This window comes from Streptomyces sp. NPDC097617 (assembly GCF_044761485.1).
Taxonomy (GTDB): Bacteria; Actinomycetota; Actinomycetes; order Streptomycetales; family Streptomycetaceae; genus Streptomyces.
Window position 1 is genome coordinate 217,520 of record NZ_JBIWCL010000011.1, and the last position, 21,632, is coordinate 239,151.

The window sequence follows — 21,632 nt, forward strand, 5'->3', positions numbered from 1 at the left end:
CATGACCGGGACATCCGCCGGCACGGACCGGACGGAAGCTGCGGCCTTCGTCGACGACCTGGGCATCAACCCGGAGTTCTTCTGGATGCGGGGCGAGAAGCCCGAGCACCCGGTCGAGGTCAACGGCTACGGCATCGTCAACGTGTACGGGTACAAGGAGGTGCTGGAGGTCGTCGGCAATCCGGGCACGTACTCCAGCGACGTCGCCGAACTGATCGCCGGCGACGTGGAGATCGACCCGGAGTTCAGCGACGGCACCCTGCTCCAGTCCGACCCTCCGGACCACACCAAGCTGCGCAAGATCATCAGCAAGGCGTTCACCCGCGGGATGGTCGCGGCCCTGGAGCCGCGGATGGTCGAGATCACCCACGAGCTGCTCGACCAGGTGTCCGACCAGGACAGCATCGAGATGGTCGACGACCTCGCCTACCCGATGCCGATCATCGTCATCTCCGAGCTGCTCGGCGTACCGCAGAGCGACCGCGACCTGTTCAAGACCTGGGTCGACCGGATGGCCCACAGCGCGGTCGCCCTCACCTCCGGCGACCGCGACCTGGACGAGGACGTCGACGCCCAGGCCGCCATGCGCGTCGTCCCGGAGATGTTCCAGTACCTGCGCGAGCACGCCGCCGAACGCCGGATCAAGCCCCGTGAGGACCTGCTGACCAAGCTGGTCGAGGCGGAGGTCGACGGCGAACGGCTCAGCGACAACGCGGTGGTGAACTTCGCCAACGAGCTGCTCGTCGTCGGCCACGCCACCACCAGCGCCCTGCTCGGCAACACCCTGCTGTGCCTGGACCGCTACCCGCGCCACCTGGCCGCGGTACGCGGGAACCCGGAGCTGACCCCCGGGCTCATCGAGGAGTCGCTGCGCTACCTGAGCCCGATCGCGACGGCCTACAAGGCCTGCGTCGCCGAGGGCGAGCTCGCCGGCGTCAAGGTCCACCCTGGGCAGCTCGTCGCCATCTCGCTCTCGGCGGCCAACCGCGACGCCCGGGTGTTCCAGAACCCGGACGTCTTCGACCCGACCCGCGACCCCAATCCGCACATCGGCTTCGGCCGGGGCATCCACTTCTGCCTCGGCGCGCCGCTGGCCCGGATGGAGGGCCGGATCGCGACGGACATCCTGCTGGACCGCTTCCCGAAGCTGCGGACGGACCCGGACAACCCGCCGACCTTCCTGCCGCTGCCCCACGTCATCTCCACCTCGGAGCTCCCGCTCCTCGTCCGATGAGGCCCCGACCCGAAGCCCGTGGCCGGGCCGCCGAAGGAGACCCCCGATGAGCACCACGACCAACCCCGCCGACAAGTGGGCCAAGTGGGAGATGCACCCGCGGCATTTCTGGCTGCGCGGGATCCGGCCGGAGAAGCCGGTGGTGTACGACCCCGAGGTCGGCATGTGGCACGTCTACGGATATCCGGAGACCCTGGAGATCCTCAGCGATCCCGCGACCTACTCCTCGGCGGTGGCCGCGCGCTACGTCAGCCCCGAGCAGGCCGCCGTCGCCTTCGACGGAAACCTGACCCAGGCGGACCCGCCGGAGCACCAGCAGCTGCGCAAGCTGGTGGGCCGCACCTTCACCCTGAAGATGGTGGCCGAGCTCGAATCGCGCATCACCGCCCTCACCCACGAGCTCCTCGACGAGATCGAGGGCGACACCTTCGACCTCGCGGAGGCGCTCGCCTACCCGCTGCCCGTGATCGTCATCTGCGACATGCTCGGGATCCCGCGCGAGGACCGCGACCTCCTCAAGGAGTGGGCGGACCAGTCCCTGATGGCGAGCGCCCAGCTCACCACCCACCAGGGCGACCAGGCGCAGGAGGAGTCCCTCGACACCCAGGCCGAAGCCGCCATGGCGATGGGCTTCTACATCCTGGAGCTGGTCACCCAGCGGCGCGCCGAACCGCAGGACGACCTGCTGTCCCGGCTCTGCGAGGCGGAGGTCGACGGGGAGCGGCTGACCGACCGGCAGATCGTCAACTTCGCCAACCTGCTGATCTCGGCCGGCCACATCACCACCACCATGCTGCTGGGCAACACCATCCTGTGCCTGGACGCCTTCCCGGACGTCGACGAACGGGTGCGCGGCGACCGGTCGCTGGTGCCCACCCTGCTGGAGGAGTCGCTGCGCTACCTGAGCCCCCTCGCGGCGGGCTACCGGGTCACCACGCGCGACGTGGAGATCGGCGGGGTGACGGTGCCCGAGGGCGACGTCCTGGAGGTGTGGTTCTCGGCCGCCAACCGCGACCCCCGGGTGTTCGAGAACCCGGACGTCTTCGACCCGGCCCGCAACCCCAACCCGCAGATCGGCTTCGGCCGGGGCATCCACTTCTGCCTCGGCGCCCCACTGGCGCGGCTGGAGGGCCGGGTGGCCATGAACATCCTGTTCGACCGCTTCCCGAAGCTGCGCGTGGACCCGGAGCAGAAGCCGACCTTCCTCACCTCCCCGGAGTTCACCGGGGTCTGGAAGCTGCCGATCCGGGTCGACTAGAACGCCGGCGGCCCGGACCGCCCCGAACGCCGGCGGCCGGGACCGCCCCGAACGCCGGCGGCCCGGACCGCCCCGAACGCCGGCGGCCCGGACCGCCCCGAACACCGGCGGCCCGGATCCGGACCCCCTGCGGATCCGGGCCGCCGGGCCCGTACCCCTCCGTACACACCACCCCGTCACCCCGTGAGGCATACGCCGGCGCAGGACAAGGAGCATCTCTTGACCCACTACGACGTGATTGTGGTCGGCGCGCGGTGCGCCGGGGCGCCGGCCGCGATGCTGTTCGCGCGCGCCGGCTACCGGGTGCTCATGGTCGAGCGCGGGACCTTCCCGAAGGACACCCTGTCCACGCTGTACATCCACCAGCCCGGAGTCGCCGCCCTCGCCCGCTGGGGCCTGCTGCCCGCCGTGGTGGCCACCGGCGCCCCCGCCCTCGACCACGTCCGCCACACCCACGGCGACATCCGGCTCGAGGGCTGCTCCTGGGCCGCCGACGGCCAGGGCGCCGCCTACGCGCCGCGCCGCTACCTGCTCGACCCGATCCTCGCGCAGGGCGCCGTCGACGCGGGCGTCGAGTTCCGCGAGAACTGCCCGGTCAGCGACCTCGTCTTCGACGGCGACCGCGTCGTCGGCGTCCGGCTCGGCCCCTCCGCGGGCGGCGCCGTCGAGCGGGCGGCGCTCGTCGTCGGAGCCGACGGAATGCGCTCCACCGTGGCCGCGAAGGTCGGCGCCCCCCTCGACGTCGAGGACCCGACCACCACCTGCGCCTACTACTCCTACTGGTCCGGCCTCGAACCCGGCTTCCGGCTGTTCGACACCCCCGGACACTGGGTCGGCACCGTACCGACCAACGACGGCGCGACGCTGGTGGCCGGCTACTTCCCGCAGGAGCAGTTCCGCAGCGTCCGCGGCGACGCACTGAACGCCCTCCTCACGAACGTGGAGAAGACCGCCCCCGAGCTGCGGGAGGAAATGGCGGGCGGCGCCCGCCTGGAGCGCGTCTACGGCACCGGCGACCAGCGCAACTTCTTCCGGCGGGCGACCGGAGCGGGCTGGGCCCTCATCGGCGACGCCGGCCACCACAAGGACTCGATCACCGCGCGCGGCATCACCGACGCCTTCTACCAGGCCCAGCTGCTCGCCGACTGCATCGGCGACGGGCTGCACGACCCCGAGCGGCTGCGGGCGGCGCTGGACACCTTCGCCGAGCAGCGGCTGGAGGGGCTCCTGCCCGAGTACCGCGCCACCCTGAAGACCGCCCGGCTGGACCCGCCGCCGCACCACCTGGACCTGCTGCGCGCCATCGCCACCAGCCGGGACCTGACGGACCGGTACTTCTCGACGCTGTCCGGTGTCTGCCCGATCGACGAATTCGTCACCCCCGAACTGCTCGACCTGATGGAAGAGATGGAAATGAAAGGACTGAAGGGATGACCGACGGGACCACCGACGGCGGAGCCGGGAGCGACCGGCTGCCGCTCACCCTCGGGCAGGAGCTCATCCGGTCCGCCCACCGGCACGGGCCCGGACCGCGGGCGGCGCACGCCCGCCCCGCCCGCCACCCGCTCCTCGCGCTCCGGCTGACCGGCACCCTCGACCGCGTCGAACTGATCGCCGCCCTGCGCCGGTTGGTGGCCCGGCACGAACCGCTGCGCACCACCTTCACCGAGGCCGGGGGCATACCCGCGCAGAAGATCTGGCCGGCCGGGCCGCTGGAGCTGGAATTCACCGACCTGGAGCCGGTGCCCGCCGACGCGCGCCCCGGGCAGCTCGAGGCCCGCATCGCCGAACTCGCCGCGCGCCCCTACGACCTCACCTCCGGGCCGCTGCTGCGCTCGCTGCTGATCCGCCTCGGTGCCACCGAGCACGTACTGGTACTCGGCGCCCACCGCATCGCCGTGGACACCCGCTCCGAGGCGATCCTCACCGCGGAAGTCGCCGAGCTGTACGCGGCGGGAGTCGGCGGCCGCGCCGCCCGCCTGCCCGAACTGCCGGTCCGCTACGCCCAGTACGCGGCCGAGCAGCGCGCCCGTGTCACCGAGGCCGAACTCGCCGCCCAGCTCGAGCACTGGCGCGCCCACCTCGCCGGCCTGCCCGCGCTGCGGCTGCCCACCGACCGGGCCCGGTCCCGGGCGCGCGGAGCCGCCGCGGCCCGGCACGCGTTCCGGGTACCGGCGCGGACCGCCCAGGGGCTCGCCGAGACCGCCGCCGCGCACGGCGGAACCCTGCTCGCCGGCCTGCTCACGGCCTGCCAGGTGCTGTTCTCCCGGCACACCGGCCAGGAGGACCTGGCACTCGGCACCCGCGCGAGCGGCCGCACCCGGCCCGTGCTCGACGGCTTGGTCGGCGCCTTCGACAACCCGCTGCTGCTGCGTGCCCACGTCGGGCCCCGGACGCCCTTCACCGACCTCCTCGCCGACACCTGTGCCACCCTCGCCGAGGGCCTCGCCCACCAGGACGTGCCCTTCGAGCTGGTCCGGGCCGCGCTGGGCGAGGGCAAGGACGCCGGCGACACCCCCGACGTCCAGGTGATGGTCGTGCTGCGCGGCGCCGCCGAGGCGGCCGAGCCCGCGCAGGCGCCCGCACTGGCCGCCAGCGCCTTCCCGCCGCCCGGGGTGCCCGCGGAGTTCGACATCACCGTGGAGTTCACCGGGACCGACTCCGGCGACCTGGACGTCGTACTGGACTACGACAGCGCACTGTTCGACGCCGTCACCGTGGAGGTACTGGCCCGCCACCTGTCGGTGCTGCTCGACGCCGCCGCGGCCGATCCGGCACCGGCCGTGGAGGACCTGCCGCTCGCCGACGCGCAGGAACTGCGCCTGCTCACCACCGAGTGGGCCGTCAACCGGACCGACTTCCCCGCCGACCGGTGCGTGCACGAGCTCGTCGCCGAACAGGCCCGGCTGCGCCCCGACGCGGTCGCCGTCACCGCCGGCCTGGAGACGCTCACCTACGCCGAACTGGACGCCCGCGCGAACCGGCTGGCCCACCTCCTCGTCACCGACGGGGTCACGCCCGGCACCTTCATCGCCGTCTGTCTGCCCCGCGGCCCCGAACTCGTCACCGCGCTGCTCGCCGTCCTCAAGGCCGGCTGCGCCTACCTGCCGCTGAACCCCGACTACCCCGGGGAGCGGCTCGCCTTCATGCTCTCCGACGCCGCGGTGCCGCTGTGCCTCACCGAGTCCTGGCTGACCGGCCGACTGCCCTCCGCCGGCACCCGGATGATCTCCCTGGACGAGCAGTACACGGCGCTCGACGGGCTGCCGACCACGGCCCCGCGGGTCGAGGTCACCGCCGACGACCCCGCCTACATCATGTACACCTCGGGCTCCACGGGTACGCCCAAGGGCGCCGTGATCGGGCACCGCTCGGTCGTCCGGCTCTTCCGCAACGCCGACTGGGTGTCGCTCGGCCCGGACGACGTCATGGCCCAGGGCTCGGACGTCACCTTCGACGCGGCCACCCTCGAGATCTGGGGGCCCCTGCTCGCGGGCAGCCGGATGGTCGTCATCGACAAGGACACCCTGCTGGACCCGGACGGGCTCGCGGCCGCCCTGCGCCGGCACGGCGTCACCACCCTCTTCGTGACGACCGCCGTGTTCAACCAGATCGTCGCCGCCGACCCGTACGCCTTCGGCGCCCTGCACCACGTGCTCTTCGGCGGCGAGGCGGCCAACTCCGTGCGCGTGTCGGAGGTACTGGCGGCCGCACCGCCGCAGCGGCTCGTGAATCTCTACGGGCCGACCGAGACCGCAGTCCTCGGCACCTGGCACCTCATCCGCGAGGCCGACGAGAACCTGACCGTCCCCATCGGCCGGCCCGTCGCGAACACCACGGCCTACGTCCTCGACGACCGGCTCCGGCCGGCGCCGATCGGCGTGGCCGGCGAGCTGTTCATCGCCGGCCCCGGAGTGGCCCAGGGCTATCTCAACCGGCCCGAGCTGACCGCCGACCGCTTCCTGGACAACCCGCACGGCGAGGCCCCGGACCACCGGATGTACCGCACCGGCGACCTGGTGCGCTGGACCAGCGCCGGGGTCATCGAGTACGTGGGCCGCGCCGACCACCAGGTCAAGGTCCGCGGCTACCGCATCGAGCCGGGAGAGATCGAGCTCGTGCTCCAGCAGCACCCCGAGGTCGGGGTGGCCCTGGTGGTGGCCCTCACCGACGGCGAGCACAAGCGCCTCGTCGGCTACGTGACCCACGCCGTGCCCGGAAGGCCCCCGCAGCCGGCAGAGCTGCGGGAGTTCGTCTCGGCCCGGCTGCCGGTCCACATGGTGCCGTCCGCCCTCGTGTGCCTGGAGCGGTTCCCGCTCACCCCGAGCGGCAAGGTCGACCGCTTGGCCCTGCCCGCCCCCGAGCACGCCGCCGCCGCGCCCGCGAGCGCGCTGGAGCCCCGTACCGGGACCGAGCGGCTGCTCGCCCAGATCTGGTCCGACGTGCTGGGCGTCCCGACCGTCTCGGTCACCGACAACTTCTACGAGTTGGGCGGGGACTCCATCCTCGGCATCCGGGTGGTGGCCAGGGCGAAGAAGGCCGGGCTGGTGATCTCCGCCAAGGACGTGTTCCGCAAGCAGACGATCGCCGAACTCGCCACCACCGCCGTGGCGGCCGAAGCCGCCTGAGCGCCCCGCCCACCCCCGCCCACCTCCGTCGCAGACCCTTACCGCGCCGCGGGCCCCCGGGCCCGCGGCCCTGGAGGAGACACACCCATGACTGCCCCGACCCTTCCGGTCGCCGAGCCGGCCGAAATCGCCGCCTGGGCCGACCCGGCGGCCCTCGACCTCACCGACCCGCAGACGTTCGACGACAACGACCCGCACGAGATGTGGCGGCCCTACCGCGCGCACAACCCGGTGTTCTGGCACGCCCCCCGGGGCGGCAACCCGGGCTTCTGGGTCTTCACCAAGTACGACGACATCATGGCCGCCTACCGCGACAACAAGCGGTACACCTCCGAGCAGGGCAACGTGCTCAGCACCCTGCTGCTCGGCGAGGACTCCGCCGCCGGCAAGATGCTCGCGGTCACCGACGGCCCGCGCCACCGCGAGATCCGCAACCTGATGATGAAGTCCTTCTCCCCGCGCGTCCTCACCCCCGTCGTGGAGAACGTCCAGAAGCTCACCGACCGGCTGATCTCCGAGGCCGTCGAGATGGGCGAACTGGACTTCGTCACCGCGGTCGCCGACCGGATCCCCATCCACACCATCGGCGACCTCATGGGCATCCCCGCCGAGGACCGCGAGCAGCTCGTGGACTGGAACGCGCAGACCCTGTCCCGCTACAGCGCCGACGACGGCGAAGAAGTGTCGCTGATGGCGCGCAACGAGATCGTGCTCTACATCTCCGGCCTGATGGCCGAGCGCCGCCGCAATCCCGGCGAGGACGTCCTCAGTACGCTGGCCACCGCCACCATCGACGGCGAACCGCTCAGCGAAGAGGAGATCATCTACAACGCCTACAGCCTGATCCTGGGCGGCGACGAATCGAGCCGGGCCACCGCCTCCGGCATCGTGCACGCCTTCAGCCGGCACGACGACCAGTGGCGCCGGCTGAAGAACGCCGAGGTCACTCTGGAGAGCGCCACCGAGGAGGTCATGCGCTGGACCACCCCCACCATGCACTTCGGCCGGTACGCCCTCGTCGACATCCCGATCCGCGACCACGTCGTCAAGGCCGGCGAGATCGTCACGCTGTGGAACAGCTCCGCCAACTTCGACGAGGACGCCTTCGTCGACCCGTACACCTTCGACCTGGGGCGCACCCCCAACAAGCACGTCAGCTTCGGCCACGGCCCGCACTTCTGCCTCGGCGCCTACCTGGGCCGCGTCCACATGATCTCCATGCTGGAGTCGCTGCGCACCCGGGTCGCCGGCATCGAGCTGCTGGCCCCGCCCACCCGCCTCTTCTCCAACTTCGCCAACGGACACGCCACCTTGAAGGTCCGCCTCACCGGCGAACGCTCCGCCCCGACCGCCTCCTAGCGCACGCACGAGCCCCCGATGGCGCGTGGTGCCCGACCGTCCGGCCGCCGCCCTGGCAGGATGGCGGCATGGAACGTGTACTGGGCATCGGCGGGTACTTCATGAGGGCCACCGATCCGGCGGCCCTCGGCGCGTGGTACCGCGACTGCCTGGGCCTGGACGCCGACGAGCACGGACTGTGGCAGCAGGGCGCCGGGCCCACGGTGTTCGCGCCGTTCGAGTCCGGGACCGACTACTTCGGCTCCCGGGCCCAGCAGACCATGCTCAACTTCCGGGTCCGCGACCTCGACGCCATGCTCGCGCAACTGCGCGCGAAGGGGGCCGAGGTGGACGCAGGGACGCAGGACATGGAGGGGGTCGGCCGGTTCGGCTGGGTGACCGATCCCGAGGGCAACCGCGTCGAACTGTGGCAGCCCGCCTGACCGGCGGCGACGGATCGCCGCCGGTCGGGCGGGCTCGCACGGGGCGGCTCAGCGGCCGCTGCCCACCAGGGAGGCGGCGGCGAAGGCGCGCAGGTCCTCCGCCATGGCCCGGGCCACCTCAGGCTCCTGCGACTGCAGGTAGAAGTGGCCGCCCTCGAAGAACCGGACCCTGAACCCGGCCGTCGTGTGCTCGCTCCACCGCAGCAGCCCCTCGCGCGGCACGTTGTGGTCCTGCGCGCCCGAGTAGGCGTACAGGGGGCAGGCGAGCCGGGTGCCCGTGGCGCCCCGGTAGCTCTCCGCCGCCTTGAAGTCGGCGCGCAGGGAGGGCAGTACGGCCGACATCAGGTCCTTGTCGGCCAGCAGCTCCGGCGGGGTGCCGGACAGGTCGGAGATCGAGGTGGCGAGGTCGTCGTCCCCCAGCAGGGACAGGCCCCGGCTCAGGTGGATGGCGGCCGCGGGCCGGCCCGAGACGATCACACCGATCGGCGCGCGGTCCGGGTGCAGGCTCTCCAGCCGCAGCGCCACCTCGTAGGCGACGATCGAGCCCAGGCTGTGCCCGAACAGGGCGAGCGGCCGGTCCGCCCGGGGGAGCAGGGCCTCGACGATCCGGTCGGCCATCTCCCCGATGTCGTCGACGCAGCGCTCGCCGAGCCGGTCCTGGCGGCCCGGATACTGCACGTTGAGCACCTCGGCGGAGTCCGAGAGCGCCGAGGACAGGGTGTAGTAGCCCGTCGCCGAGCCGCCCGCGTGCGGGAGGACCACCAGGGTCGGGGCGTCGGCCGGCGGCCGGTGGTACTGGCGCAGCCAGCCCGTCGGATCGGAGCCGGGCCCGTAGGTGCGTTTCATCGCCGATCTCCGTTCTCCGGGGTCCCGAGGGACCCGAGGGTGTCCGAGGTGGTGCGCGCGAGAGCGTACGTACTCACGTGCTCGCGGGGGAGGAGCAGCCCGGGGCCGACGTCCGCGAGGGACGCGCAGCCGGTGAGGGCCAGCGCCAGACCGAGGTCGGTGAGCAGGCAGCGCAGGACGTGCTCCACGCCGCGCCGGCCGTCGAGCGCGAGCCCGTACACGTACGGCCTGCCGTACAGGACGGCGTCCGCGCCCAGGGCCAGGGCCTTGACCACGTCGCTGCCGGTGCGGATACCGGAGTCCAGCAGCACCGGTACGTCCGGGCCGACCGCGGCGCGCACCCCGGGCAGCGCGTCCGGTGCGCTCACGCTGCCGTCGAGCTGGCGGCCGCCGTGCGTGGAGACCACCACGCCGTCCGCGCCGTGCTCCACGGCCAGCCGGGCGTCGTCCGGGTGCAGGATGCCCTTGACCAGCAGCGGCAGCCGGGTCAGCCGCCGCAGCCAGGCCAGGTCCGCCCAGGTGAGGGTGGGGTCGGTGGAGATCTGCGCCCAGCGCAGGACGGTCGCGGTGGCATCGGCCCCGGCGGGCAGTCCGGCCCGGAACGCGGGATCGCCCGTGAAGTTGGCGATGCCGGTGCCGCGCAGGAACGGCGAGTAGCCGTGGTCGAGTTCCGCCGGGCGGAAGCCGAGATGGGTGGCGTCGACGGTGACGACGATCGCGCTGTAGCCGCTCGCCTCGGCGCGCCGCACCAGCGACTCGCCCACCGCCCGGTCCGAGGGCAGGTACAGCTGGAACCAGCGCGGCTGGTCGCCGGCCCGCTCGGCCACCTCCTCCAGGGTGCGGGAGGCGAAGGTCGACAGCACCAGCGGGACCCCGGCGGCCGCGGCCGCCCGGGCCGTGGCCGATTCACCCTCGGGGTGGGCCACTTGCTGCGCGGCCAGCGGCGCGAGCAGGACCGGTACCGGCAGCCGTTGCCCGAACAGGGTCACCGAGGTGTCCGTGCGGCGCGTACCGCGCAGCATCCGCGGTACGAGCCGCAGCCGGTCGAAGGCCTCGCGGCCCGCCCGGCCGGTCGCGCCGGACCCGGCGGTGCCCGCCACGTAGGCGTAGGCCTCCGGGGACATCACCTCGCGGGCCGCGGCCTCCAGGGCGGTCAGGTCGGTGGGCAGCTTCGGGGTCCGGGCCTCGAGGCCGTCCAGCAGGATCTCCCGTACCAGGTCGGCGAGGGGCTGCTCCTCTGTCGGCTCGGGCGCCGGGGCGGGTGCCCGGGCGGGCCGCGCCAGGTCCTCGCGCACGCGGTGGGTGAGGATCGGCCCGCTCTCCCCGGGGCGTTCGACGAGCGAGAAGTGCCCGCCGGACAGCGTCACGAGGTCCTGCCCTCCGGTGGTGTGCCGGGCCCAGTCGGCCATCTGCTCCAGGGAGTTCTTCGGGTCCGCCGCGGCCAGCAGCACGGTGACGGGCGCCGCCACGGCGGTCCCCTCCGCGCAGTGGTGGCGCAGCAGTGCCCGGTGGTCGGCGCGCAGCAGTCGCAGCACCTCGGCGACGATCTCCGGGTCCCGCAGCAGCGGTTCGGGAATGCCGCCGAGCCGCCGCAGTCCCGCCACCAGCTCCTCGTCGCCGACGAGGGTCAGGTCGGGCTCCTCCCAGTCCTGTGCCGGGGGACGGGCGGCCGAGACGAACAGCCGTGCCACGGAGCCGTGTTCCTCCATGAGGCGGGCCGTCTCGAAGGCGACGAGCGCGCCCATGCTGTGGCCGAGGAGGAACAGCGGCAGGTCGGAGCGCGAGGCGAGGGCCGTCGCCACCCCCTCGGCGAGCTCGCGGAGGTCCGCGGCGCAGGGCTCGGCGCGCCGGTCCTGGCGGCCGGGGTACTGGACGGCGAGCAGCTCGATGTCCTCGGGCAGCGCGGCCGACAGCGCCGTGAAGGCGTTCGCGGCCCCGCCCGCGTGCGGGAAGCACAGGAGGCGGGCCCTCGCGTGCGGCCGCGGGTGCGGGGTGCGGATCCACCCGGTGGTGCGGCCGGCCGGCGAAGCCGGCCCGGCCGTTGCGGTGTTGGTCATGCCCACGCGGACTGATCCTCCTTCGTAGTACCCAGTTCGGTCAGCAGCTCGCGCAGCCGCTCGCTGACGACGGCACTCTGCGCGTCGCTCAGCGGCCGGTCGGCCACGGCGGCCTCCAGCCGGGCGATGTCGGCGAGGAGCGCCACGGTGCCGCCCCCGCCCCCGGCTTCGTTCCCGGCCTGTTCGGCGGCGGGTGCGGCGGCGGCCGGCTCCGGGAGCTGTTCCCGCAGGTGAAGCACCAGTTCGGCCGGGGTCGGCCAGTCGTAGATGAACGTGGCGGGCAACCGGATGCCGGTGGCCTCGGCGAGCCGGTTGCGCAGCTCCACGGCGGTCAGCGAGTCGAAGCCCAGCCGGTCGAAGGCCCCGTCCCGGTCCACCGCCGCACCCGAGGTGTGCCCCAGGACGGCCGCGACCTCGTGGAGCACCGCGTCCAGAAGCCGGTCGCCGGTCAGTGAGGCGCCGGTCGCCTGCGCCTGCGCGACGGCCTCGGGCGCGGACCGGGCGCCCGCGGCCGGCGCCGGGGCGGGGAGCAGGCCGCGCAGCAGGGGCGGCACCGCCGCGCCCTGCGCGATCCGGGCCCGCAGGCCGTCGAGGTTCCAGCGCGCGGCCACCGCCACCGGACGGTCGCGGCGCACCGCGGCGTCCAGCAGTTCGAGCCCCAGCTCCGAGGTGAGCGGAGCCACGCCCACCCGGGCCATGCGGGCGACGTCCGCGTCGGTGAGTCCGGCGCCCATGCCGCCGGCCCCTTCCCACAGTCCCCACACGACGGACACACCGGGGCGGCCCACCGAACGCCGGTACTCCATCAGCCCGTCGAGGAAGGCGTTGCCGGCCGCGTAGCCGGCCTGCCCCGGGGCGCTGAGGGTTCCGGCGAGCGAGGAGAAGGCCACGAACGAGTCCAGGCCGAGGGACTGCGTCAGCTCGTGCAGGTTGAGTGCCGCGTCCACCTTCGGGCGCAGCGTCCGCTCCAGGCTCTCGGCGGTCAGCGAGGTCAGCAGCCCGTCGTCCAGGACGCCCGCCGCGTGCACCACCCCGCCGATGCGCACGCCGTCCCCGGCCAGCCCGGCGAGGGCCGCGGCCAGCGCGTCCCGGTCGGCCGCGTCGCAGGGCACCGTACGGACGTCCGCGCCCAGGCCGCGCAGCGCGGCGATGTCCCGGGCGGCGTCCTCGCCGGGCAGTCCGCGGCCCATCAGGACCAGCTGCCGCACGCCGTGTTCCGCCACCAGGTGCCGGGCGGCCAGCCGGCCCAGCCAGCCGAGACCGCCGGTGATCAGGACGGCCCTGCTGGTGTCCCAGCGCTCGGTCCCGTCCGTCAGGTCCAGGACCACCTTGCCGATGTGCCGGGCCTCGCTGAGGTGGCGGAAGGCCTCGGGGGCCCGCCGCAGGTCCCAGGCCGCCACCGGCGGTGCCTGGAGCGCTCCCCGCTCGAACAGGTCGAGGAGGTCGGCGAAGATCTCCTGGATCCGGTCCGGTCCGGGGTCGCGCACGTCGTACGTCCGGTACATGACCCCGGGGTGCGAGACGGCCACCTCGGTGGCGTCGCGCCGGTCGGTCTTGCCCATCTCCAGGAACCGCCCGCCGCGCGGCAGCAGGCGCAGCGAGGCGTCCGCGAACTCCCCGGCGAGGGAGTTCAGCACCACGTCGACCCCGTCACCCCCGGTCCCGGCGAGGAAGGCCTCCTCGAAGTCCAGGGTGCGGGAGGAGGCGATGCGCCCGTCCGGGACGCCCGCGGCGCGCAGCGCGTCCCACTTGGCGGGGCTCGCCGTGGAGTACACCTGGGCGCCGAGGTGGCGGGCGATCTGGATCGCCGCCGTGCCGACGCCGCCGGTGCCCGCGTGCACGAGGACCTTCTCGCCCGCGCGCAGGCCCGCCAGGTCCACCAGGCCGTAGTAGGCCGTCAGGTAGGTGACGGGAACCGCCGCGGCCTGCCGGAAGGACCAGCCCTCCGGTATCCGGGAGACGAACCGGCGGTCGGTGACCGAGATCGGCCCGATGCCGTAGAACAGGCCCATCACGCGGTCGCCCGGCTCCAGGTCGGTGACCCCGGGGCCGACCTCCACGACGACGCCGGCGCCCTCACCGCCCTGCCCGGAGCCGCCCGCGTGCCCGTCCACGGACGGCGGGATCACCCCGAGGGAGAGCAGTACGTCGCGGAAGTTCAGGCCCGCGACGCGCATCCGGATCCGTACCTGGCCCTCCTCCAGCGGGGCGGCCGCCTCCGGCCAGGGCTTCAGGGCCAGATGCGCGAAGGTCCCCTTGGCCACGTAGTCGAGGTGCCAGTGCGGGGTGTCCGCGGGCGGGGTCAGCAGCGTCTCGGTGTCCGCGGCGGTGAGCGAGGGGCGGTAGGCGGCGCCGCCGCGCAGGGCGAGCTGCGGCTCACCGGTGGCCAGCGCGGCCGCCAGCGCCCGACGGGAGGCCGGGGTGCCGTCCTCGTCGACCACCGTGAACCGGTCCGGGTGCTCGGCCTGCGCGGAACGCAGCAGCCCCCACACGGCGCGGTGGGCGAGCTCGCCCGGGTGCTGCTCGCCGCCCAGGGTGACGGCCCCGCGGGTGAGCACCGCGAGCCGGGTGCCGGCCAGCCGCTCGTCCTCGACGAGCAGCCTGACCGTGTCCAGGACCTGGTGCAGGACGGTGCGCACGGCCACGGCGTCGGTGCCCGCCCCGGTGCCGGGAGCGCCACTGTCCGCCGGGAGCGGGCAGGGCAGTACGAGCAGTGCGGGTGCGACCGCACCGGCGGCCAGTGCGTCGGTCAGGGCCGCGGCGTCGGACAGGGCGCCGCCGAGGCCCAGTTCGTGCTCGTGCCCGTGCGTGCCCAGCAGCGACCAGCGGTGCGTGGCGGGGGAGGCGGGCAGCTCGGCCAGCTCCTCCCACGTCGGCAGCAGCAGGCCGTCGCGGGGTCCGGCCGGGGCGTGCAGGGCGCCCGCCGGAAGTGGGCGCAGCACCAGCGAGCCGATCGATGCCACCGCCCGCCCGGAGGCGTTCGCGACGTCGATGCTCACCGCGTTCACCCCGGCCGGCGCGAGCCGGACGCGCAGTACCGCGCCGGCCTCGCCGTGCGTGCGGACGCCGGACCAGGCGTACGGAAGGAAGGTCCGCGCGGCTCCGTCGCCCTGCTCGCTCCCGTCGCCCTCGTCGATCAGACCGCCGAGCGCGATCGGGTGCAGCGCCGCGTCGAGCAGCGCCGGGTGCAGGCCGAAGGCATCGGCGTCCGCCGCCGCCCCGCCGGGCAGTGCCACCTCCGCGAAGACCTCCTGGCCGCGCCGCCACACGGCGCGCACGCCGCGGAAGACGGGACCGTAGGCGAGGCCCCGGTCGCCGAGGGAGGCGTACAGGTCGGCGACCGGTACGGACACCGGCTCGGCACCCTGCGGGGGCCATGGCGATGCCAGGTCGCCGCCCTGCTCCGGTCCCCGGCCGCCGTCGTCCCGTACGACCGCGCCCTGGGCGTTGCGGGCCCAGCCCTGCCCGTCGGTTCCGTCCTCGCCCTCGGGCCGAGAGTGCACGGCGACGGTCCGGCGGCCGGAGCCGTCCGGGGCGGCCAGGGACACCCGCAGCCGGACCTCGCCCTCCTCCGGGACGACCAGCGGCGCCTCGAGGACGAGTTCCTCCACGAGGGCGCAGCCCGCCTCACGGGCGGCGCGCGTCACCAGGTCCAGCAGACCGGTGCCCGGCAGCAGCACCCGGCCGCCGACCCGGTGGTCGGCCAGCCACGGGTGCCGGGCCAGGGAGAGCCGGCCGGTGAGCAACACGCCGTCGTTGTGCGGTAGTTCGGTGACCGCGCTCAGCAGCGGGTGGTCGACCGCGGTGAGCCCGGCCGAGCGCACGTCCCCGCCCCCGCCCGCCGGCAGGTCGATCCAGTACGGACGGTGCTGGAAGGCGTACGTGGGCAGTTCCACCCGCCGAGCCCCCCGGCCCCCGAACACGGCCGCCCAGTCGACGTCGCCGCCGACGGCGTGGACCCGGGAGACCGCCGTGAGCAGCGCGGTCACCTCCGGCAGGCGCCGCCGCAGGGAGGGGATCAGGGTGTGGCCCGCGGGGCGGCCGGTGTCCGCCGCCTCCAGCGCCTCCAGGCAGTCGGCCGCCATCGAGGTGAGGTCGGTGCCCGGCCCCACCTCCAGGAAGCGGCCGCAGCCCAGCTCCGCGAGGGCCTCCACGCCGTCCCGGAAGCGGACGGCGCTGCGCGCGTGCCGGACCCAGTACTCCGGGTCCGCGAGCTCCTGCGCGCCCGCGGGCCGGCCCGTCAGATCCGAGACGAAGGTCAACTGCGGCTCGTGGAAGGTCAGACGGGCGACGACGGCCCGCAGTTCCGCCAGCGCCGGGGCCATCAGCGGCGAGTGGAAGGCGTGGCTGACGCGCAGCCGGGTGGCCTTCCCGCCGGCCGCCTCGAAGCCCTCTACCACGGCGGCCAGCGTGTCTCCGTCGCCCGACAGGACGGTGGCGGCCGGGCCGTTCACCGCGGCCAGCGAGATCAGGTCCGTGTGGCCGGCGAGGAGGGCCGTCGCCTCCTCCTCGGAGGCGCGCAGGGCCACCATCGCCCCGCCCGCCGGAAGCTGCTGCATGATCCGGCCGCGTACGGCGGCCAGTTCGGCGGCGTCCGCCAGCGACAGGGCGCCCGCCGTGTGGACGGCCGCGAGGGCGCCGACGGAGTGTCCGAGCACGGCGTCGGGCCGGATGCCCCACGACTCCAGCAGCCGGAACAGCGCCACTTCGAAGGCGAACAGCGCCGGCTGCGTGTACTGCGTCCGGTGCAGCCACTCGCCGTCGGGGCTGTCGGCCGCCGCGAGGACCACGTCCCGCAGCGGCCGCTCCAGGTGCGGATCCAGGGCCGCGCACACCTCGTCGAAGGCCGCCGCGTACACCGGGAACGCCTCGTACAGCTCTTGGCCCATCCGGGCGCGCTGGGCGCCCTGACCGGCGAAGAGGAAGGCGTTACGGCCCTCCCCGGCGGTGGCCCGGACCACGTCCGGCCCCGGCACGCCGTCGGCCAGCGCGCGCAGCCCGTCGAGCAGTTCGTCGCGGTCCTCGCAGAGCAGCACCGCCCGGTGCGCCAGGTGCCCGCGGGTGGTGGCCAGCGAGAAGGCGACGTCCAGCAGTCCGTCTCCGTCGGCCTCGGTCAGGTGCTGGTACAGCCGGTCGGCCTGCGCGCGCAGCGCGGGCCCGCCGCTCGCCGACAGCACCGCCGGTACGGTCGCCGGCGCGGCCGGCCGCCCGGCGGCGGCCACCGGCTCCTGCGCGGGCGCCTGTGCGGGAGCCTGCTCCAGGATGACGTGCGCGTTCGTCCCGCTGATGCCGAAGGAGGACACCGCGGCCCGGCGCGGCCGGTCCTCCTGATCGGGCCACGGGATCGTCTCGGTCAGCAGGGACACGGCGCCGCTCGACCAGTCCACGTGCGGAGTGGGCGCGTCCACGTGCAGGGTCCTGGGCAGCAGCCCCTCCCGCAGCGCCATCGTCATCTTGATGACGCCGCCGACACCCGCGGCGGCCTGGGTGTGGCCGATGTTCGACTTCAGGGAACCCAGGTGCAGCGGCCGGTCCGCCGGGCGCGCCCGGCCGTAGGTGGCCAGCAGCGCCTGCGCCTCGATCGGGTCGCCCAGCGAGGTGCCCGTCCCGTGCGCCTCCACCGCGTCGACATCGGCGGCGGTGAGACCGGCACCCGCGAGGGCCTCGCGGATCAGCTGCTCCTGGGCGGGGCCGTTGGGGGAGGTCAGACCGTTGCTCGCACCGTCCTGGTTGACGGCCGAACCGCGGACCACCGCCAGCACCGGATGGCCCTTGCGGCGCGCGTCGGACAGCCGCTCGACCAGCAGCAGACCGGCGCCCTCGGCCCAGCCGGTACCGTCCGCGGACGCCGAGAAGGCCTTGCAGCGGCCGTCCGGGGAGAGCCCGCGCTGCCGGCTGAACTCCACGAACGGCATCGGCGTCGCCATCACCGTGGCACCGCCGACGAGCGCCATCGAGGACTCGCCGCGCCGCAGCGAGGCGCAGGCCAGGTGGAGCGCCACGAGCGAGGAGGAGCAGGCCGTGTCGACCGTGATCGCCGGACCCTCCAGCCCGAAGGTGTACGACAGCCGGCCTGAGGCCACGCTGCCGGCGCTGCCGATGCTCAGGAAGCCCTCGTACTCCTCCGGCGCGGGGGACAGCCGCGACATGTAGTCGCCGTACATGGTGCCGACGAACACGCCGGTGCGGCTGCCGCGCAGCGTGGCCGGGTCGATGCCCGCGTTCTCGAAGGCCTCCCACGCCGTCTCCAGCAGCAGCCGCTGCTGCGGGTCGATGCTGTGTGCCTCACGGGGCGAGACGCCGAAGAACTCGGCGTCGAACTGCGCGGCCCCGTACAGGAAACCGCCCTCGCGGGTGTACGAGGTGTGCGGCCGGTCCGGGTCGGCGTCGTACAGGCCCGCCAGGTCCCAGCCCCGGTCGGACGGGAACGGACCGACGGCGTCCACCTCGTCGGTGGCCAGTCGCCACAGGTCCTGCGGGGAACGGACCCCACCCGGGTAACGGCAGGCCATCGCCACGATCGCGATCGGCTCCTGCTCGCGTTCCCGGAGGTGGGCCCGGTCCGCCTTGAGCCGCTCGTTCTCCTTCAGCGCGGCCCGCAACGCCTCGACGACCTGCTGCTGGGTTGTGGAAGCCATCCTGTTCTCTCCGTACTTTCCCGTTGGGGTCTGGGTCTGGTGGTGGGGTGTGCGGCCGGGGGCGCGAGTCAGCTCTCGCCCAGGGCCAGGCGGACCAGGTCGTCGGCGCTCATGCTGTCGAGCGCGCTCCCGCCGTCCGGCAGGTCCGCGCGGTCGGCGCCGGGCGTGCCGTCCGTGCGGTGCGCGGCGTCCGTACGGTGTGCGGCTTCCTCGGGGGTGTCCCGCGCCGGGAGGTCGGGCGCCAGCGCGGCCCGCAGCCGCTCCGCCAGCGCGCCCGGCGTCGGGTGGTCGAAGACGAGCGTGGGCGGCAGCTTGACGCCGGTCGCGGCCGTCAGGCGGTTGCGCAGCTCCACCGCGGTGAGGGAGTCGAAGCCCAGGTCCTGGAACCGGCGGTCGGCTGGCACCCGCCCCTGGCCCGAGTGGCCGAGGACGGCCGCCACTTCGCCCCGTACCGTCTCGAGCAGCAGGTGGTGGTGCTCGCGCCGGGGCGCCCGGGCCAGCCGGTCGCGCAGGGCGGCCGCCGTGTTCACGGCCTTCGGCGCGGCGCCCTCGCGGCGGCGGGCCGGAGCCAGCCCCCGCAGGACGACCGCCACCGCGTCCGGATCCACCGTCCGCAGGTCCAGGTGCGCGGCCGTCAGGACGGCGGCGCCGGAGGCGAGGGCCGCGTCGAACAGGTCCAGGCCCTCCTCGGCGGACAGCGCCCCGATCCCGGAGCGGGCCAGCCGGTTCAGGTCCGCCGCGCCCAGGTCGCCGGTGAGGGTGCTCTCCTGCGCCCACAGGCCCCACACCAGGGACAGGGCCGGCAGTCCGTCGGCGCTGCGCCGCTGCGCCAGGGCGTCCAGGAAGGCGTTGGCCGCCGCGTAGTTGCCCTGACCGGCCGAGCCCAGGGTGCCCGCCAGCGAGGAGAAGAGGACGAAGGCCGACAGGTCCAGGTGGCGGGTCAGTTCGTGCAGATGGAGGGCGGCGTCGGCCTTGGGCCGCAGCACCCCTGTCATGCGCGGCGCGCTGAGCCCGGCCAGGACCGCGTCGTCGCTCACGCCCGCCGCGTGGACCACGGCGGTCAGCGGGCGGTCCGCCGGTACGGCGGCAAGCAGGGCGGCCAGCGCCGCCCGGTCGCCGGTGTCGCAGGCGGCCACGGCCACCTCGGCGCCCAGCGAGGTAAGTTCGGCGGTGAGCTCCCGCGCGCCCGGCGTCGCCGCACCGCGGCGACCGGTCAGCAGCAGCTGCCGTACCCCGTGGTGCTTGACCAGGTGCCGGGCCAGCAGCCGGCCCAGCGTGCCCAGGCCGCCGGTGACCAGGACGTGGCTGTCCGCGCCGAAGGCGGCCGCGGCTGCCGGGGCGCCGCCCGCGCCCGGGGGCCGGTGCCCGCGCAGGGCGGGCGCCCAGGCCCGTCCGGCCCGCACCGCGAGCTGCGGCTCCGCCGAGGCCAGGGCCCGGGCGAGGGCGCGTACGGACTCGGGCCGCCCGTCGGCGTCGACCAGGGTGAACCGGCCGGGCTGCTCCGACTGGGCGGAGCGGATCAGACCCCAGACCGCCGCCAGGGCGGGATCCGGGCGCTCGGTGTCCGCGACCGCGACAGCGCCCTCGGTGAGGACGGCGAGCCGGGAGTCGGCGAACCGCTCGTCGGCCAGCCACTGCTGGGCCAGCTCCAGGGCCCTGAGCACGGCCGGGCCGGACCCGCCGGACCCGCTGGACGCCTCGGGAACGGTGGTCACCGTGGTCAGCACCACGGAGGGAACCTGAGCCCCGGCGTCGACCGCGGCCCGCAGCGCGGCCGGGCCCGCATGCGTCCGCACCGCCACACCGGCGGCGCGTACGGCATCCGCGACGGCGGAGTCCGCATCACCCAGGACGGCCCACGGACCGGCCGGTACGGGAGCGGACCCGCGCACCGGCGACCAGTGCAGGTCGAACAGCGCGGCCCCGTGCACCGGCCCGGAGGCGGCCGTCGTATCCGCCGGGAGTTCGCGCACCGAGAGCGCCTCCGCCTCGAACACCACGGCGCCCGCCGCGTCCGCTATCAGCAGGGAGTGGCTGTCGCCGCCCGCGGCCCGCCGCAGGCGGACGCGCAGCTCCGTGGCGCCGGCCGTTCCCAGCGTCAGACCGCTCCACGCGAAGGGCACCAGCAGCCGGTCCCCGGCGCCGGCCCCGACGAGGGCGGTGTGCAGGGCAGCGTCCAGGGCGGCGGGGTGCAGGCCGAAGCCGGCGCCGTGCGGGCCGCTCGCGCCCTCGGGCAGGACGACGTCCGCGTAGAGGTCGGAGCCGAGGCCCCATACGGTCCGCAGGCCCTGGAAGGCGGGGCCGTACGTGTATCCGCGCTCGGCGAGGCGGGCGTAGAGGTCGCCGACCGGGATCTCGGTGGCACCGCGCGGCGGCCAGGCGGCGGCGTCCGCCGGGTGCGCCGCATCGGCCGCGTCCGCGGCCCGTACGGGAACCCGGTCGGCCAGCAGACCGGAGGCGTGCCGCACCCAGGCGCCGCCCGGCGTCCCCTCGGGCCGCGCGTGCAGGGCGATCGTCCGCGTGCCGTCCTCGTCGGCGGAGCCCACCATGAGCTGGACCGCGACCCGTCCGTCGAGCGGCAGCGGCGCTTCGAGGGTGAGCTCGGCGACCTGCGCCGCGCCCGTCCGCCGCGCCGCGTACAGGGCGAGCTCGGCTACGGCCGCGCCGGGCAGCAGCGGCCGGTCCTGGATGGCGTGCTCGGCCAGCCATGGATGGACTTCGGCGTCGAGCGTTCCGGTGAACAACCACCCTTGGCCCGCGGCGAGTTCGATGGACCCGTCCAGCAGCGGGTGCCCGCCGGCCGGCTTCGGGGCCGTCGGGGCCGTCGGGGCGCTGAGCCAGTAGCTGTCGCGCTGGTAGGGGTACGTGGGCAGGGCGACGGCCCGGCCGCCGGGCAGCATCCCGTCCCACCGCACCTCCGACCCGTGGACGTAGGCGTGCGCGAGGGCGGCTCCGAGCGTGTGGCCCTCCGGATGACCCGCCCGCAGCAGCGGGATCGCGGTGATCGGAGCCTCGCCGGCGTCCGGCTCACCGGAGGCCAGGATCGTACGGACCATGGCGGTGAGGGTGGGGTCGGGTCCGATTTCGATGTAGGTGGTGGTGGTGTTGGTGTGGTGGTGGAGGTGGTGGATGGCGTCGTTGAAGCGGACGGTGTGGCGGAGGTGTTGGACCCAGTAGTCGGGGTTGGTGA

9 protein-coding genes and 1 pseudogene are annotated in these 21,632 nt (G+C 74.6%); 6 read left to right on the forward strand and 4 right to left on the reverse strand.

Translation table 11 applies throughout. From position 1 onward, the window contains the following. The first annotated feature begins 1 nt into the window (after nucleotide 1). The 6 genes from ACIQZO_RS20070 to ACIQZO_RS20095 all read left to right on the forward strand — a co-directional run bounded on the left by ACIQZO_RS20070 (nucleotide 2) and on the right by ACIQZO_RS20095 (nucleotide 8,901). Entirely contained in the window at nucleotides 2-1,234 is a 1,233-nt protein-coding gene (locus ACIQZO_RS20070; RefSeq protein ID WP_403627787.1) for a cytochrome P450, read from the forward strand. A 46-nt stretch (nucleotides 1,235-1,280) separates the two neighbouring features. Continuing rightward, nucleotides 1,281-2,492, forward strand: coding sequence for a cytochrome P450 (locus ACIQZO_RS20075; RefSeq protein WP_403627789.1), 1,212 nt, complete (start codon nucleotides 1,281-1,283; stop codon nucleotides 2,490-2,492). 219 nt (nucleotides 2,493-2,711) lie between these two features. Continuing rightward, nucleotides 2,712-3,926, forward strand: a complete 1,215-nt coding sequence (locus tag ACIQZO_RS20080) for an NAD(P)/FAD-dependent oxidoreductase (protein WP_403627791.1) — start codon at nucleotides 2,712-2,714, stop codon at nucleotides 3,924-3,926. Then, a complete protein-coding gene (locus tag ACIQZO_RS20085) occupies nucleotides 3,923-7,120 on the forward strand; it encodes an amino acid adenylation domain-containing protein (protein ID WP_403627793.1) in 3,198 nt (1,065 codons plus the stop codon). The genes ACIQZO_RS20080 and ACIQZO_RS20085 overlap by 4 nt, the downstream gene beginning before the upstream one ends. Nucleotides 7,121-7,207: 87 nt before the next feature. Then, a complete protein-coding gene (locus ACIQZO_RS20090; RefSeq protein ID WP_403627795.1) occupies nucleotides 7,208-8,479 on the forward strand; it encodes a cytochrome P450 in 1,272 nt (423 codons plus the stop codon). Nucleotides 8,480-8,547: 68 nt separating this feature from the next. Then, complete coding sequence (locus ACIQZO_RS20095; RefSeq protein ID WP_403627797.1) at nucleotides 8,548-8,901, forward strand: VOC family protein; 354 nt, start codon at nucleotides 8,548-8,550, stop codon at nucleotides 8,899-8,901. 48 nt (nucleotides 8,902-8,949) lie between these two features. Here ACIQZO_RS20095 and ACIQZO_RS20100 read toward each other — a convergent pair whose 3' ends face one another. The 4 genes and pseudogenes from ACIQZO_RS20100 to ACIQZO_RS20115 form a co-directional block, all read right to left on the reverse strand. Then, a complete protein-coding gene (locus tag ACIQZO_RS20100; protein WP_403627799.1) occupies nucleotides 8,950-9,747 on the reverse strand; it encodes a thioesterase II family protein in 798 nt (265 codons plus the stop codon). Beyond that, entirely contained in the window at nucleotides 9,744-11,804 is a 2,061-nt protein-coding gene (locus ACIQZO_RS20105; protein WP_403627801.1) for an alpha-hydroxy-acid oxidizing protein, read from the reverse strand. The genes ACIQZO_RS20100 and ACIQZO_RS20105 overlap by 4 nt, the downstream gene beginning before the upstream one ends. Beyond that, nucleotides 11,801-18,406 (reverse strand): annotated as a pseudogene (locus ACIQZO_RS20110) (type I polyketide synthase); the annotation flags it as partial. The pseudogene ACIQZO_RS20110 and the gene ACIQZO_RS20105, both read right to left, overlap by 4 nt. A gap of 104 nt (nucleotides 18,407-18,510) precedes the next feature. Next, the coding region (locus ACIQZO_RS20115) for a type I polyketide synthase (protein ID WP_403627803.1) at nucleotides 18,511-21,632 on the reverse strand (3,122 nt) is incomplete at its 5' end.